This window comes from Streptomyces sp. TRM70350, from assembly GCF_019219825.1.
In the GTDB taxonomy this organism is placed as follows: Bacteria; Actinomycetota; Actinomycetes; order Streptomycetales; family Streptomycetaceae; genus Streptomyces.
In genome coordinates, this window is sequence record NZ_JAHUXH010000011.1 from 66388 (window position 1) to 81539 (window position 15152).

13 protein-coding genes are annotated in these 15152 nt (G+C 71.8%); 7 read left to right on the forward strand and 6 right to left on the reverse strand.

The features are described from left to right. Positions 1-64 precede the first annotated feature (64 nt). The 3 genes from KWI83_RS18845 to KWI83_RS18855 all read right to left on the reverse strand — a co-directional run bounded on the left by KWI83_RS18845 (position 65) and on the right by KWI83_RS18855 (position 4771). A complete protein-coding gene (locus KWI83_RS18845; RefSeq protein WP_256362492.1) occupies positions 65-607 on the reverse strand; it encodes a hypothetical protein in 543 nt (180 codons plus the stop codon). 250 nt (positions 608-857) lie between these two features. Beyond that, entirely contained in the window at positions 858-1181 is a 324-nt protein-coding gene (locus KWI83_RS18850) for a hypothetical protein (RefSeq protein WP_218515530.1), read from the reverse strand. Between the two features lie 137 nt (positions 1182-1318). Continuing rightward, the gene (locus KWI83_RS18855; protein ID WP_218515531.1) at positions 1319-4771 is read right to left on the reverse strand and encodes an ALF repeat-containing protein; all 3453 of its coding nucleotides are present in this window, start codon (positions 4769-4771) and stop codon (positions 1319-1321) included. Positions 4772-5130: 359 nt separating this feature from the next. Here KWI83_RS18855 and proB point away from each other — a divergent pair, with 359 nt between their 5' ends. The 5 genes from proB (at position 5131) to KWI83_RS18880 (ending at position 10073) form a co-directional block, all read left to right on the forward strand. Beyond that, positions 5131-6237, forward strand: a complete 1107-nt coding sequence (gene proB, locus KWI83_RS18860) for a glutamate 5-kinase (RefSeq protein WP_218515659.1) — start codon at positions 5131-5133, stop codon at positions 6235-6237. A gap of 172 nt (positions 6238-6409) precedes the next feature. Next, on the forward strand, positions 6410-6856 hold the full coding sequence (locus KWI83_RS18865) for a hypothetical protein (protein ID WP_374106332.1): 447 nt from the start codon (positions 6410-6412) through the stop codon (positions 6854-6856). A 72-nt stretch (positions 6857-6928) separates the two neighbouring features. Further along, complete coding sequence (locus KWI83_RS18870) at positions 6929-8215, forward strand: glutamate-5-semialdehyde dehydrogenase (protein ID WP_218515532.1); 1287 nt, start codon at positions 6929-6931, stop codon at positions 8213-8215. A gap of 73 nt (positions 8216-8288) precedes the next feature. Then, positions 8289-8891 carry a hypothetical protein gene (locus KWI83_RS18875; protein ID WP_218515533.1) on the forward strand — a complete coding sequence of 201 codons (603 nt, stop codon included), beginning with the start codon at positions 8289-8291 and terminating at the stop codon, positions 8889-8891. 111 nt (positions 8892-9002) lie between these two features. Further along, positions 9003-10073 carry a hypothetical protein gene (locus KWI83_RS18880; RefSeq protein ID WP_218515534.1) on the forward strand — a complete coding sequence of 357 codons (1071 nt, stop codon included), beginning with the start codon at positions 9003-9005 and terminating at the stop codon, positions 10071-10073. Between the two features lie 33 nt (positions 10074-10106). On the opposite strand, the gene KWI83_RS18885 is transcribed toward KWI83_RS18880, so the two are convergent. The 3 genes from KWI83_RS18885 to KWI83_RS18895 form a co-directional block, all read right to left on the reverse strand. Further along, positions 10107-11312, reverse strand: a complete 1206-nt coding sequence (locus tag KWI83_RS18885) for a M48 family metallopeptidase (RefSeq protein WP_218515661.1) — start codon at positions 11310-11312, stop codon at positions 10107-10109. Positions 11313-11664: 352 nt separating this feature from the next. Then, positions 11665-12231, reverse strand: a complete 567-nt coding sequence (locus KWI83_RS18890) for a GNAT family N-acetyltransferase (protein ID WP_308122105.1) — start codon at positions 12229-12231, stop codon at positions 11665-11667. Between the two features lie 24 nt (positions 12232-12255). Continuing rightward, positions 12256-13545: a hypothetical protein gene (locus KWI83_RS18895; protein WP_218515535.1), complete on the reverse strand. Its 1290-nt coding sequence runs from the start codon at positions 13543-13545 to the stop codon at positions 12256-12258. Positions 13546-13987: 442 nt separating this feature from the next. On the opposite strand from KWI83_RS18895, the gene KWI83_RS38740 reads away from it, so the two are divergent. Beyond that, positions 13988-14113: a hypothetical protein gene (locus KWI83_RS38740; RefSeq protein WP_256362494.1), complete on the forward strand. Its 126-nt coding sequence runs from the start codon at positions 13988-13990 to the stop codon at positions 14111-14113. Further along, the gene (locus KWI83_RS40015; RefSeq protein WP_218515536.1) at positions 14110-14880 is read left to right on the forward strand and encodes an NUDIX domain-containing protein; all 771 of its coding nucleotides are present in this window, start codon (positions 14110-14112) and stop codon (positions 14878-14880) included. The genes KWI83_RS38740 and KWI83_RS40015 overlap by 4 nt, the downstream gene beginning before the upstream one ends. The last annotated feature ends 272 nt before the right edge of the window (positions 14881-15152 follow it).

Consider the following 15152-nt stretch of genomic DNA (forward strand, 5'->3'; position numbering starts at 1 on the left):
GAAGGACTGCCGGGCCGAGCGGCCCGGGGCAGCCTGGGAAATGCCGACGGGCGTGCGCCCAGCGCTACTTGGCGGTCCTGATCTCCACGAGCATGAACTCGCGGCCCTGTTCGTCGGCGCTCTCGCCGACCGCGGTCCAGGCGTTCTTGTCGACGTCGAAGGACTTCTCCTCGGTGCCGGTGGTCATGTCCACCTGCGTGGTGTAGTCGTTGCCCCTGATGCCGTAGACCGAGGGGATCTCCAGGGTCAGCCAGCCGGAATTGCCGGTCACCTGGAAGCAGATCCTGTCCTTGCTCCGCGCCCAGACCTCGAGCTGTCCGGTGCCGCTCACGCAGTCGGCGAGCGTGATGTGGCCGTCGCCGCGCTTGAGGACGATGTTCTGCTCCGCGAGGATCTTGTCCGCCTGCGGGTAGTTGAAGTCCTCCACGGCGTAGCCGGGGGCTTCGCCCGCGACGGGTGCGGCCGCCCGTGCGTCCGCGCCCCCGGTGGCGGAGGTACCGGCCGGGACGGCGAGCCAGGTCAGTGCGCCGGCCACCGCCGCGGCCAGCAGGGTGCCGACTGTTCTTCTGTGGTGCGGCCTTGCCGCGATTGCGCTGAGCGCCTTCATTGAAGTCCTATGGGTCGATTCCGATGAAATTCAGAATACGTTCGAAACAGCTGTGAGGCTGCGATGGCCGGGGGCGGCAGCAGCGGGCATGGATTGAGAATTCTCAGAAATGCGCATGGCCATGAAACTGCCCCAGCCTCGTTTATCAAAGCCGGAATGATTGATCTCTGTCCACCGGGCGAAGAGTGCCAAAACGGGCACATTGGGAACGGCTGACATGGCGTGTGTCACACCGTGAAAAGGGTGCCGATCAGCCGCCGTTCTTCACGCCCACCGCCCAGACGGCACCGATCACCACCAGCATGACCGTCATGGAGGTGCAGATCCAGACCGTCACGACCCGGCTGCTCTTGGTCGCCGGATCCTCGACCCACCGGTGGTAGTCGCGCGTGATGCGGCCCCGCACGGGGGCCAGCATGGCCGGGAACATGAGCATGGTCGCCGCGTAGAGGTAAAGGGCGGCGGCCGGGACCTGGCTCTCGGCGAAGCCGCGCGCTCCCACACCGACAATGCCGATGACCGGAAGCCAGAACATCTTCTTGCGGTACTTCGGAATCTGGATGATCCACTGCATGGCGGCGAGATTGACCAGGGTGGCACCTATCGCAATCAGAATCCAGGCACCTGTGGACAGTGACAGAAACATACAGGGCCTCCCGGGTCGGAACCTCGTCATTCTTTCATATGCGGTTCCGACCCCGAGTGCGTCGTCTAGAAGAGGGAGTCCCACCCGTCGGAGATGGCGCCTCCGATGCCGGACGCGACATCACCGGCCTTGTCCCACGACGTGGTCGCGAAAGTGACCGCGGGACCCACCATTTCGTGCCCGATCCGCGAGGCGATCACGGTGCCGCTCTTCAGGCCCTGGGCGCCCCACTCGATGGCCTGGGACACGCCCGGAAGCTTGATCTTGCCGAGGGCGAAGCCGCCCGTGAGAGCGCCGACCGCGAGCCCGGCGACGGAGCCGAAGAACGCGTCGGACGTCCATCCGTCCGTGAAACCGGTGATGACGGCCGAACCGATGCCCGTGACCCACGAGATGGTGCCCGCCACTCCGGCGATGACCTGACCGGCCGGTGGCGGAACGAGCAGGCTGAACGCGGCGACGGTCCCGGAGACGGCGCTGATCGCGTTGAGCGCCTGCGCGACGTCGCGCCAGTCGTCCTTGCTGCCCCAGCCCTCGGGGTTGTCGACCTTGTCGTGGTCGCTGGTGTCGGACGGGTCGACCCCGTTCTGCTGGTTCTCCCTCGCCGCCTGTGCGGCCGCGCGCGCGGCCGCGGCCAGTTCCTCCTGCCGCTTGGCGGCGGCTGTCCTGCGGGCCTCGGAGGCCGCCTGTGCGGCGGCCGCCGCGTCCTGCCCGGCCTCGTAGGCGGACTGGCGTGCGGCGTTCGCCGACGCCTGCGCCTGGCCGGCGGACTGCACGGCGGCAGCGGCGGAGGCCACGGCCTGGTTGGCGGAGTAGTTCGCCCGCCGTGCGGCGCCGCGCGCGGCGGCGGCCGCGGTCTTCGCCTTGTCCGCGGACGCCTGCGCGTCCAGCGCGGACCGTTCGGCGGCGTCCGCGTTCGCGTCGGCCTCCGTGGCGTAGTCGGCGGCCCTGTCGGCGGAGGCCTGGGCCTTGTCCGCCCACTGCGCCGCCTCGGCCGCCGCCTGGCGCGCCTCGGCCGCGGCCCTGGACGCCTCGTAGGCGTCCTTCTGCGCCTCCTGGGCGATCTTCGCCGCGTGGGCGATGGAGGCGCGGACGGCGGCGACGTGCGAGCTCCAGTCGTGGTCGAGCTGCGCGGCGCGGTGGTGCACGGTGGTGACGAAGTCACGGCGCATCCACGACGGCCCCTCCAGCGCCACCTGCGCGGCCGCCTTGGTGTACGGACCGGCGGTTTCCAGGATGGACAGGACGGCGACCTGGTCGTCCTCGACGACCTTGTCGGCGTAGCCCAGGAAGAAGCCGTGCAGGGCCGTGGCCGAGCCGTCGTCCAGGGCGGCCTGCGCCGCGGCCCTGACCGCGTTCCCGGGGTTGTCGTCGAGGATGCGGAGGATGGCGACCCGGTTGTCCGCCGCCGCGGCTTCCAGGACGCCGCTGGTCAGGAAGTCGCCCACGGCCTTCGCGTCGTCCGCGGCCAACGCCGTGCCGGCGGCGTCGGCGACGGCTTCGGTGGACACCTTCGCCAGGGCGAGGACCGTTTCCCGGTCGTCCTGGGTCTGCGCGATCCGCCGGTCGGTGGAGACCCAGGCCAGCACGTCCTCGTCGGCTCCGGCGAGGGCGTACTCGGCGGCGCTCCGGCTCCAGGTGCCGATGGTCGTGGAGATCAGGTTCATCGCGGCCCGGCGGCCGAGGGTGACGGCCTGGGCGGTGTCGCCGGAGGAGTACGCGGCCTCGGCCTTGGCGATGAGGTCCTTGGTCGCGGCGTCCAGGGCGTCGGCCTGGGTGGCCGCCGTGCGGGCCGCCTGCCGGTCCGCCGCCTCCGCCTGCGCCAGCTCCCGGGCCTCGGCGAGTGACTGCTCGGTCTCCTCCGCCAGCTTCCGGGTCTCGGAGTCACGGGCCGCCTGCTCCACGGCCTGGGCGTCCTCGACCGCCGTCGCCGCCGCTTCGGCGGCCTGCACCGACTCGGCGGCCCAGGCGGTGGCCTTCTTGGCGTAGTCGGCCGCCTGCCCGGCGGCGTCCGCCGCCTCGTCGGCCGCCTTCGCCGCGTTGTCGGCGTGCGTGGCGGCGGAGTTGGCCGCGTCCCGTGCGGAACGCGCCGCCTGCGCGGCGGTGTTGGCCAGGGACTGAGCGGTGTTCGCGGCCTTGGTGGCGCGGGCCGCCTGCGCGTCGGCCTCGGCGGCGGCGGCCTTGGCGCGGGCCGCCTCCGACTGGGCGGCACCCGCCGCCTGGGCGGCCACGGCGGCGGAGTTGGCCGCGGCGGCCGCGTTGCGCGCCGCGCCCGCCGCGGCGGATCCGGCCGCTGCCGCCCGGCTGGAGGCGGTCGCCGCCGCGTCGGCCGCCGCGGCCGCCGTCCGGGCCTTGGCGGCCGCGTTGCGCGCGCCCTCCGCGGCGCTACGTGCGGCCTGGGCCTTGGTGGCGTCATTGGCTGCCGCGATGGCGGCCGAGTAGGCGGCGGAGGCGGCTCGTCCGGCGGTCGCCGCGGCCTGGGCGGCGGCGGTGGCGGCCAGCGCCGCGCGGCGAGCGGCGTTGTGCGCGGCGGAGGAGGCCCGGATGGCGGTGCGGGCGGCGGAGGCGGCGCCCTGGGCGGCGGAGGCGGCCTTGCGGGCGGCAGCGCCGGACCTGGCGACATCGTCGCGGGCCGCGTCCGCCTCGGCGGCGGCCTTCTCCGCCGCTTCCTTCGCCTTCTCGGCTGCTTCCTGCGCCTTGTCCGAGGCGGCGACGGCGCGGTCGGAGGTCAGCTGGGCCCGCCTGCCCTCGCGTTCCACGATCGCCACCAACTGGTCGATGGTGGCGCTCTCGTGGTCCCGTGCCCGCGCGATGTGCTGACCGGTGTTCAGGAACCAGTTGATCGCGGACGGCGAACCGTCGTCCAGCGCGCGCACTGCGTACTTCTCCACCTCGGGGGAGGCGGTGGCGAGGATGCGGAAGACCTCGGCCCGCTCGTCCTCCTGGCGCGCGGTGATCTGGGTGTCCAGCAGGAACAGCGACAGGGCGTCGCTGGTGCCGTCGGTGAGCGCCTTCTGCGCCTCCCGCTGGATCGCCCTGCCACCGCTGTTCATGATGGCCAGGGTGGTGACGCGGAGGTCCTCCAGCTCGGCGGTCCTGTATCCACCGGCCAGGAAGTCGGCGATGGCCTCGTCGCCGCCGTCGAGCGCGGCGGAGGCGTCGCGGGCCGTGCCCTTGCCGCTGGCGGGCAGTGCCTTGAGCAGGGCGAGGCGGTTGTCCTCGGCGGTGGCCTGCGCCAGTCCCCCGGACAGGAAGCCGTCGATGTCGGCGCCGGTGCCGGTCAGCGCCTGCGCGGCCACTGTCTTGACGGTGCGTCCGCCGATCTTCCACGCGGTGACGGCCTTCGCCCGCGCGGTGTCGGGGAGTTCGGGGAGCCTGGGCAGTTCCGTTCCGGCCGTGGCCGTGGCTGCGGTGGCGGCCAGGGCGCGGGAGGGCGCCGAGAGAGGGATCGCGGTCGCCGCCGTGGCCGCCCCAACGGCGGTGAGGACGCGCCGTCTGCTCCAGTACGTGGTGTCCAATGAATCCCCCCTCGTGTGGCCGAACTGCGTGAACGTATGGGCGTGCGAAGGGAGTTGACCAGCCGTCAGCGTGTACGGAGCCCATGAGAAACCCCACACCGGCCCGTATGGTCGTATTCGCCGGGATGCTCCCGAGTGGGCGGTTGCGTGCGCGGCGTACGCATGTTCTGATCATTTGTTCACGCTGCGGATGGGGACCGTTCCCGCTGCCTTCCGGTTCCGTTCAGGCGGTACGGCCCACCTCGCTGTGCCGGACCTGCTCCGCCGCTCGTCCGCGTACTGGACCGACTGCGCGGTGACCCGCCCCCGTCGCGTAGATTCGGCACGTGGACAGCAAGGTGTCAGGGGCAAGGCAGGCCGTGCGCGAGGCCCGCAGGATCGTGGTCAAGGTGGGTTCCTCGTCGCTGACCACTGCCTCCGGCGGGCTGGACGCGGACCGGGTCGACGCGCTCGTCGACGTCCTGGCCAAGGCTCGCAGCGGGGGGGAGAAGGAGATCGTGCTGGTCTCCTCGGGTGCCATCGCCGCCGGGCTCGCCCCGCTGGGCCTGCGCCGCCGCCCCAAGGACCTCGCCCGCCAGCAGGCCGCCGCCAGCGTCGGCCAGGGGCTGCTGGTCGCCCGCTACACCGCCTCCTTCGCCCGCTACGGCGTCCGCGTCGGCCAGGTGCTGCTCACCTCCGACGACATGAGCCGCCGCGCCCACCACCGCAACGCCTCCCGCACCCTGGACAAGCTCCTGGCCATGGGCGCCCTCCCGGTCGTCAACGAGAACGACACCGTCGCCACCGACGAGATCCGCTTCGGCGACAACGACCGGCTCGCCGCGCTCGTCGCCCATCTCGTCCGCGCCGACCTGCTGGTCCTGCTCTCCGACGTGGACGGCGTCTACGACGGCGACCCCAGCAAGCCCGGCACCTCGCGGATCACCGAGGTGCGCGGGCCCGCGGACCTCTCCGGTGTCGAGATCGGCAGCGCCGGGAAGGCGGGCGTCGGCACCGGCGGCATGGTCACCAAGGTCGAGGCCGCCCGGATCGCCGCCGCCGCGGGCATCCCCGTCGTCCTCACCAGCGCGATCCACGCCGCCGACGCGCTGTCCGGCCAGGACACCGGCACGTACTTCCACCCCACCGGCAAGCGCTCCGCCGACCGGCTGCTGTGGCTGCAGCACGCCTCCGCGCCGCAGGGGGCGTTGACGCTGGACGACGGTGCCGTACGCGCGGTCGTGGAGCGCCGCACGTCGCTGCTGCCGGCCGGGATCGCCGCCGTCGAGGGCGAGTTCGGCGCGGGCGACCCGGTCGAACTGCGCGACGGCAGCGGGCGCGCCGTGGCGCGCGGGCTGGTCAACTTCGACGCCAAGGAGATCCCGCAGCTGATCGGCCGCTCCACCCGGGAGCTGGCGCGGGACCTCGGCCCGGCGTACGAGCGTGAGGTCGTCCACCGGGACGATCTGGTGATCCTGCACCACTGAGCACCACTGAGCACCTTGGCGCGCGGCCGAAGCACGGCCGAAAACGGGGGGAACGCCCCGCAAAAGCCCCCGCCCTGAGGTGGACGTTCCGCAAAACCGCCCCGCGATCCCCCGGGGGCCTGCTCAACTTTGTCCAGAGGCACGCACTGGCACTGCATGAAGGAGGCCGCCGGTGAGACGAGTGCGCCCCGGGGCAGCGTCCCGCGCGGCAGGTACCGAGCGCGCCCTCACGAGCGTCGCCGCCGGTGACCGCTACACGGGCGAGGAGCCCGAGGACCTGCCCAGGCTGTGGCACATCACCCTCAGCGTCTCCGGCGACGCGGCCCCGCTGAAGGAGGTCAGGCGCGCCCTGGAACAGCTCGCCCACGACCACCCCTTCCTGCTGACCAGCAGATACGCCGAGGACCACGCGGAGATCCGGTACTGGGAGGAGGCCCGCGACCTGCACGACGCGGCCGCCGTCGCGCTGCGGCTGTGGGGCGAGCACCGGCAGAGCGCTGGGCTCCCGCCCTGGGAGATCGTCGGCCTGGAGGTCATCGACCGGGCCACCTACCACCAGCGCATCTCCGAGGGCTACGGCCCGCCGCCCGCGTCCCCCGTCGGCGTCCACCCCTTTTGAGGGTCTTGCGCACGTGTCTCGGGGTTTGGGATGAGCGCTGGACCGTCCCGCGAGGCGCACTACCCTTCCCTCATGACCACGCTTTCGCCGTACGACTCCATGACCCCGGTCACCCGGGCCGCCTACCGTGCCAAGGCCGCCGCCGCCGACCTCGCGCCGCTGCCCCGGGCCGTGAAGGACGACGCGCTGCTCGCCATCGCGGACGCGCTGGAGGTCCGGACGAGCGAAATCGTCGAGGCCAACGCCAAGGACGTGGCCAAGGCCCGGGAGGCCGGCACCAGCGAGGCCATCGTCGACCGGCTGACCCTCACCCCGGAGCGGGTCCGGGCCATCGCCTCCGACGTGCGGGACGTGGTCGCGCTGCCCGACCCGGTCGGCGAGGTCGTGCGCGGCTCGACCCTCCCCAACGGCATCGACCTGCGCCAGGTCCGCGTCCCGCTGGGCGTCGTCGGGATCATCTACGAGGCCCGCCCGAACGTCACCGTCGACGCCGCCGCGCTCTGCCTGAAGTCCGGCAACGCCGTACTGCTGCGCGGCTCGGCCTCCGCGTACGAGTCCAACACCGCCCTCGTCCGGGTGATCCGTGACGCCGTCGGCGGCGCCGGGCTGCCCGCCGACGCCGTGCAGCTGGTGCCCGGCGAGAGCCGCGAGAGCGTGCGTGAGCTGATGCGCGCCCGGGGCCTGGTCGACGTACTGATCCCGCGCGGCGGGGCCTCGCTGATCCAGACGGTGGTCCAGGAGTCCACGGTCCCGGTGATCGAGACCGGCACCGGCAACTGCCACGTCTACGTCGACGCCCACGCCGACCTCGACATGGCGATCGAGATCCTGATCAACTCCAAGGCCCAGCGGGTCAGCGTCTGCAACGCCGCCGAGACGCTGCTGGTCCACCAGGACATCGCGGCCCAGTTCCTGCCGCGCGCCCTGGACGCCCTCGCGGAGGCGGGGGTGACCGTGCACGCCGACGAGCGGGTGGCGGCGTACGCCAAGGACTCCAAGGCGACGGTCGTCGAGGCCACGGCGGAGGACTGGGAGACCGAGTACCTGTCGTACGACATCGCCGCCGCGGTCGTGGACTCCCTCGACAAGGCCGTCGAGCACATCCGGCTGTGGACCTCCGGCCACACCGAGGCCATCGTCACGACCTCGCAGGCGGCCGCCCGCCGCTTCACCCAGCTGGTCGACTCCACGACGGTCGCGGTGAACGCCTCCACCCGTTTCACGGACGGCGGCCAGTTCGGTTTCGGCGCGGAGATCGGCATCTCCACGCAGAAGCTGCACGCGCGCGGCCCGATGGGGCTGCCCGAGTTGACCAGCACGAAGTACATCGTCACCGGGGACGGGCACGTACGGCGCTAGGCGCACGACCCCGGCGCGCGCGGCCGGGAGATGTCTTGAGCAGACGGATGAATTTCCATACCGTCTGCCCAAATTGACCCCCCCGGTCTACTCTGGTTCCGTGCCGGAGGACGTGGGGGGCACGCCGTTCCCTGACGGCTGGGAGCCCGACGACGACCACGACCGCGGGGTGTCGGACGAAGAGTTCGCCTCCGTGGTCTTCGACGAGGCCTTCGTACGGGCGGCCGTGGTGCACGAGCCGACCGCTGTCGAACGCCTCCTGGCCGCCGCCCAGGCGAGAGCCGAGGCCTCCGAGACGGAGGCCCGCCGGGCGCACCGCAGGGGCGAGCGGTACGACGACGGGTACGGCCCCGACGACCACGGCGGTTTCGGCCAGGACCCGGACCTCGACGACCTGGACGACACCGAGATCCTCGACCACCGCGACGGCGCGGCGGGGCCGTACGGGAAACAGGTCCGCTGGCACCGGCCGGTCGCCTGGCTGCTCGCCCTGGTGATGGGCATCGGCATGGTCGCGCTGGCCTTCGCCGCGGTCTACCGGGGCGCCTCGTCCGGCCGTCAGGACCAGGTCCCGCCGCCCGCCTCGACCGGCCTGGAGCACGGCACCTCGGCGGCGCCCTCCGCCTCCGCCGACTTCTCCCAGCCGGCTGTCTCGGCGGTCCCGCGCACCCCCTGAACGGCCCCTTCCATAGGGCCGGGCGGAGGCTTACCGACTTGGTGAGTACCTGTCAGAAGTTGTCGCACAGCGGGGCGTTTACCGGAGCTTGTGGCGACCTACTCTGAAGATATGGGCGGGCCTGGAGACCCACCCGAGGGGACACCCGACGGCGCCCCCAACGGTGCGGAAGACGAATACCGATCCGTTGTGTTCGACGAATCGTTCGTCCGCGCTGCCCCTCTCCAGGAGTTCTCCGCGCAGGAGCGCATGGCCGACCACGCGCCCGCCGTACGCCGCCGCCCGCCCCAGCGCCGGGGCCTGCCCCGGCAGGCGCTGGTCCTGGTCCTGCTGATCGCGGTCGCCTTCGGCACCGCGATCTACATGGGCGTACGGCACCCCTACCAGACCCCACAGATCGGCCGGGCCGTCGAACCGCTGCGGATGACCGTCGTCCCGCTCGCCCCGCACGGCAAGGTCCCCGGCGCCACCGACCCCGAACAGCTGTACGCCAACAGTCCGGCGGCCCAGTTCCGCGTCGGCGCCGAGGGGATACCGCTGCCGGCGACCCGGCGCACCGCGAACTTCTCGGACGCCCAGGTCGTCACCGCCCTGACCACCGCCAAGGACTACCTCGTCCGCTCCTCGCTCTACCCCGAGGTGCTCACCGGCGGGCAGGTCAGGCCGGTGCGCGTGCTGCTCGACCCGGAGCAGCTCGGCCAGTTCGACCGGAGTTTCCAGCAGCCCACCGCCGACGGGCGGCACGCCCCCACCGGCTGGCTGGTCCGCTTCGACCCGACCCGGGCCGAGCTGGCCGACCGCAAGATCCGGGTGCAGGGCTCCCTGGAGGCCACCGAGGCCGACCCGTCCACTCTCGACGTCACCACGGATCACACGTTCGTGTACGCGCTGCGACCGGCCGGAGCCGACGGGACGGCCGAGGCGTCCCTGTTCACCGTCCGGCGCGAGCTGCACTTCCGCTTCGACCGCGACGACCTGCGGCTGCACCAGGCCGAGCTGGTCGACTCGTCCCTCCGGGCCGGACCGCTCTCCTGCGCCGAGGACGCCGCGAACCACCTGCGCCCGCTGCTCGCCGGTCAGACCCCCAAGGCGGGCGGCCCGGCCGACACGGACCCGTACGCACCCCAGGGCACGGCGGCACTGTGCGGGACGCTGGCGGACAGCGCGCAGCCGAAGGCGTGAGCGGGGGCGCGGCGATGCGGCCCTCGGGCGGGGTCAGTCCTCGTCGCGCGGCGGTTCCTTCGACGCGGAGCCAGTAGAGCCAGTAGAGCCATTGGATCCCGTAGACCCCGTAGTCCCCCCGGTCCCCGTGGTCCCGGTGGTCCCCGTAGACCCCGTCGTACCCGCGGAGCCCGGCGTACCGCTGGAACCCGCCCCACCCCCCGCAAAGCTGCCGAACCCCCGCCGCACCCGGCTGCCCAGGTCCCCCGCGCCGCCTGCTATGTCCGTCACCAGCTTCATCAGCGGATCCTTGCTGCTGCGCACCTGCCCCGCGTAGCTCGCCGCCGACTCGCGGAAGGAGTCGGTGACCGAGGTGTCCTTGTCCTCGCCGCGCCGCGGGTAGTGGCCGTCCATGATCCGCTGGTAGTCGCGGGAGGCGGCCCACTTCTTCAGCTCGGCCGCGCGGATCGTGGCGAACGGGTGGGAGCGGGGCAGCACGTTCATGATCTTCAGCACGGAGTCGCGCAGGTCGCCGCCCGCCTCGTACTCGTCGGCCTGCTCCAGGAACGCGTCCACGTTCATCTGGTGCAGATGGTTGCCGCCGGCCATCTTCATCAGGCCGCGCATCGAGGCCTGGAGGTCCTGCCCGACCAGCAGGCCCGCGCGGTCGGCGGACAGCTCCGACTTGCGGAACCACTCGCGCAGCGCGGTCACGATCGCCATGATCGCGACATTGCCGAGCGGGATCCAGGCGACCCTCAGGGCGAGGTTGGTCAGGAACAGCAGGATCGTGCGGTACACGGAGTGGCCGGACAGGGCGTGGCCGACCTCATGGCCGATCACCGCCCGCATCTCCTCCTCGTCGAGCAGCTCGACGAGCCCCGTGGTCACGACGATGATCGGCTCGTCCAGGCCGATGCACATCGCGTTGGGCTGCGGGTCCTGGTTGACGTACATCGGCGGGACCTTCTCCAGGTCCAGGATGTAGCAGGCGTCCCGCAGCATGTCGTTCAGGTGCGCGAACTGCCGGTCCGAGACGCGCACCGAGTCGGACAGGAACAGCAGCCTCAGGCTCCGCTCGGGCAGCAGGCCGCTGAGGGCCTTGAAGACCGTGTCGAAGCCGCTCAGCTTGCGCAGCGCGACCAGGGCGGAGCGGTCCGCCGGGTGTTCGTACGCACGCGAGGAGATCTCCGGGAAGCGCCTGCGCTGCCTGCTCGGCACGCGCTCGTGCCCGCCCTGCTGGTGGCCGTCGTCGGACATGTGGTCCCCCATGTGCGTCGGTGTGCCCTGTGTGCCTTTTGCGATTTCTTGTACGCCCCCGAAGCAAGGCCCAGCCTAGGCGGAGATACCGTGGACGGGCAGTACGACGAAGGAGTCCCGCACCATGGAGCACATCGCCGCGATCGACTGGCTCAGCGCCGCTCAAGAGCCGGGGGCGGGGAATCTTCTCCGGGTCGTGCTGATCGTGATGGTGGTGGGTTGGGGGATTTCCCTACGAAACGCCATGGAGCCGAAAAGGTGGTCCCCGCTCCCGGCCGGGGGGACCGAAAGCGGGGACCGGGGAAGCCGCCCAGCACGGGCACGAGGTAACCGGGCGGCGGGTCGATGAGCGTCAGTCTTCGGAGAGCCAGCGGAGCATGTAGAGGTACGTCGGCGCCCCGTCCCACAGGCACGAGCGGCCGACGAGCCGGTACCCAAGCGCGGCGTAGAGGGCCACCGCCGGTTCAGCTTCAGGACGAACCGCGAGCGTGACCCGTTCGGCAGGGTTGCCGCAGATCAGCGCAGCGTGCAGCGCCCGCGCGAGACCCCGACGCCGATGGGGGGCGCGAATCGCCACCTCCATCACCGCGAACGTCCGCCGTCCGTCCTCACGGGTGAAGTCGTCGGACAACTCCACGTCAGTCAGCGCGTCCCACCATGGCGTGTCGGAGGCGAGGGGGAGCCCGTAGGCGAAGCCCATAAGGTGCTCGCCGTCACGCGCGAGCGCGAGGCGGAACCCCTTGTGTTGGCGCTCGCGCTGAAAGCGGGCGATGAAAGCACCCACCTCACGCGGACCCTCTCCGTACGGAGGTTCGGCGAACACCTCCTCATAGAGCGGGGCGAGGTCATCGAGGAGTCGAGCCGCTAGGCCGGTGTCCGTGATGGTGTCGATGGGGTGCCGTTCGGCGGCCGTGTCCACGGGTCTCCTTGTTGGTGTCAGCGATCAGGCGTGGGGCGCGAGGCGGGCGAGTTCTTCGCGTGCAGCGGAGAGCGCAAGGCGGGCGCGGCCAGAGGAGACCTCGGTGAGCAGCGCCTGGCCCTTGCGGATGTGGTGTGCGGCTTCCTCGGCTTCCCCAGAGCGGACGAGCGCGGAGGCCAACGCGCCGCGCCCGAGCGCTTCGTTGCGGGCGTAGCTGGCTTCGTGTCGTTCGAGCGAGCGCCGTAGCCAATCCACGGCGGCGCCGTGGTGGCCCATCTCCGTAAAGAGGTGCGCTTGCGCGTGGCACAGCTCCGCAGGCCCGTGGAACGTGGTCCACTCGGGTGCGGGGCGGGTCGCGCGATCCTGCTCGTAGAGATGCACGGCGTGCGCCAGGGTGGTTCGCGCGGCCGTGTGGTCTCCGAGCGTGGCGAGCGCCCGAGCCTCCCGCGTGGCCAGGATCGAAAGCAGCGTCGGCGGCGCCCAGGGTTTGGCTCGCTCGGACGCACGACGGGCAAGATTCAGGGCCTCACGTGGGTTGCCTTCGCGCAGGCTCAGCAGCGACGTGGACGCCATGACGAGAACGGCCAGGGACGCGTCTCCGAGTTCTTCGGCGCGCTTCTGAGCTTTCGCCCAGGAGCGCCGCGCCGCCGCGCTGTCGCCCGCGTCGAACGCCAGCCAGCCGACGTGCTCGGCCGTCTCACCCGCGATGAGGCGCAGTTGCCGCCCGATCGTCTCGGGATAGGTCCCGGTCTTTATGAGACGGTCCACACGGGCGAGGTGGGCGGCGGCGAGCGGGCCGACGATCGCGCCGCCGTATCGGTCGTCCAGGCCGTAGAGGTTCGCAAGGCCGGTGCGAAGATCGGTCACGGCATCCGTGCCGATGCGCAGCTCTGACTCGTCCGCGCGCGGGTCGTCGCGCTGATGGTGCGTCGGCACGGCAGCGCCCAAGGCGGTGCCCCCGGCAGCGTTGAGGAAGGCGCGGCGGTTCACGGGGTCGGTGGTTCCTTCGAGTGGTGCGGCGTCTGCAACCGGCAGCGGCAAAGCCGTCCTGACGGGGTTGCGGCGGTGCGGGGGGACGTCGAATCCGAGTTGTTCCAAGGGCTTGCCGAAGATCGCTTCAAGCACCCGCTGCCGCCCTGGGTGGGGACACGGCGGGTCCGCCGTGCGCCAGCGCTGCACTTGCCGGGCCGACAGGCGAGGCGACACGCCGACCTCTGCGGCGGCCTTCTCGTACACGGGGATGAAGGCGGCCGGCGTCGACCACCCCAACTGATCGCATAGCACCGCGAACGGCGTTTCGGCCGGTTCGATCACCGGTGACCTCCCTTACATCGTGCGGCATCCACGGTAACCGCCAAAGGCGCCAACGCGCACGACTCGCGGCGGCAGAAAAGTCCGGGGAAAAGTCGCGCTCCGGGGTGCACAACGACCACGCGGCGGCGTTGACTAGGCGTCACAGCCCGCACACGGCCTGGGAGATGAACATGACGGATCGTCGAGGCACGGCCCCCCGGTCGGAGTGCGGGACGCAAGCGGCCGTGACGGATGCACCCGGAGGCCCAGGCGCCGGGACCTATCAGCGGGACCGCGTGACCGGGATGGTCGGGAGGGTCATCACCTACGTCTCTGCGTCAAGGGTGCGCCTACGTCCAGCGGACTTGTCCGCAGACTTCGAAGCGGACGTGGAGGACCTGAAGCCGGTTGCGACGGGCGAAGCGTTGCGGCTGTCGATCAATCGTGTCAACCAGGAGGTTCGATGAACGGGCAACGGCGGCACGCCGCCAGGCATTGGGTCAAGGACGCTGACGGCGTGCTGTTCGCGATGGCGACCATCGGGACGGCGGCATGCATTGCCGTGATGGCCGTGGCGGGGTGGCTGTGAGCGAGACCGCGAGCCTGGATCCGCCCGGAGCGGCGCTGGCCAGGCAGAACTGGTGGATCAGCGCGCGTCGCTGGCCGTCTGACGTCGTCACGGCGCTGCACGCGATCCACGACCGCTACCCGGCGTGGAACACGAGCTACTACCGGGAGGGCACGCGTGACGTTCCGGGACGGCGCGGCCCGCTGGTCCCGGCCGGTGGCTGCACCGCCAGGCTCATGCAGCCGCAGTACGACTACGCGCCCGTGCTCGTGGCGAGCGACCCGCAGGAACTCACGGCGCTCGTTGCGATCGAAGACAAGGTACGAGCGGGGCGCGGATCGTCAGGCAGGCGCCAGGTGATGGCGTGGGCGCTGATGCGCGACCCTGACGGCTCCGTGCTGGCCGTGGACTACGGCGCCGCCGGGGGATGGGCCTTGCCGGGGGGCGAAGTCGAGCTGAACGAGGCGCCGCCCAAGGGGTGCTTGCGGATCTTGGGGGACATGCTCCGGGTGCCCGGCCTGATGGTGGCGAGGGTCGATGCGATGGACTGGTGGCCCCGCGCCGACCAGCAGCCCGAGACGCATCACATCGTGTTCGACGTGTGGTGCGACCCGAGCACGGTCCCCCAGGACGACAGCGCGGTGCGCTGGCTGCGGGTAGAGGAGTTGGAGCGGTGGTTTTCGGCACCTGTCTTGAAGCGCGCCGTGATGGCGCTGGAGGCCCGCCAGAGCGGGCGCGCGGGCTACCTGATGGGCGGTGCGGGGCTGCTGCCACTGGCAGGCGCATGACGGTGCGGAGCAAGGGCGATGCCTGGTTGTGGAGGACGGCCCCGTGCCCGCTGCTGTCCCCGAGGGCGCGCGCGCGGCGCGCGCGGCGAGGAGGTGACGGGCCGTGGTCGTCGAGCGCGGTGACGTTGCGGCGCCTGTCACGGCTGCTGCCGATGGTCCCGGACCACGACGGCCCGCGCATCCCGCCGTGGCTTCCGTGAACGGGGTGGCGGGGCGCTGGGCGTGGGCGTGGGCGGTGTGGGTCGTCGGGCTGGCGTCCATGCTGCTCGCCG

Coding starts and splice junctions, on each gene's coding strand:
- KWI83_RS18870 (WP_218515532.1), top strand. CDS start 6,929: ATGACCACGCTTTCGCCGTACGACTCCATGACCCCGGTCACCCGGGCC.
- KWI83_RS18885 (WP_218515661.1), bottom strand. CDS start 11,312: ATGTCCGACGACGGCCACCAGCAGGGCGGGCACGAGCGCGTGCCGAGC.
- KWI83_RS18845 (WP_256362492.1), bottom strand. CDS start 607: ATGAAGGCGCTCAGCGCAATCGCGGCAAGGCCGCACCACAGAAGAACA.
- KWI83_RS38740 (WP_256362494.1), top strand. CDS start 13,988: ATGAACGGGCAACGGCGGCACGCCGCCAGGCATTGGGTCAAGGACGCT.
- KWI83_RS18850 (WP_218515530.1), bottom strand. CDS start 1,181: ATGCAGTGGATCATCCAGATTCCGAAGTACCGCAAGAAGATGTTCTGG.
- KWI83_RS18880 (WP_218515534.1), top strand. CDS start 9,003: ATGGGCGGGCCTGGAGACCCACCCGAGGGGACACCCGACGGCGCCCCC.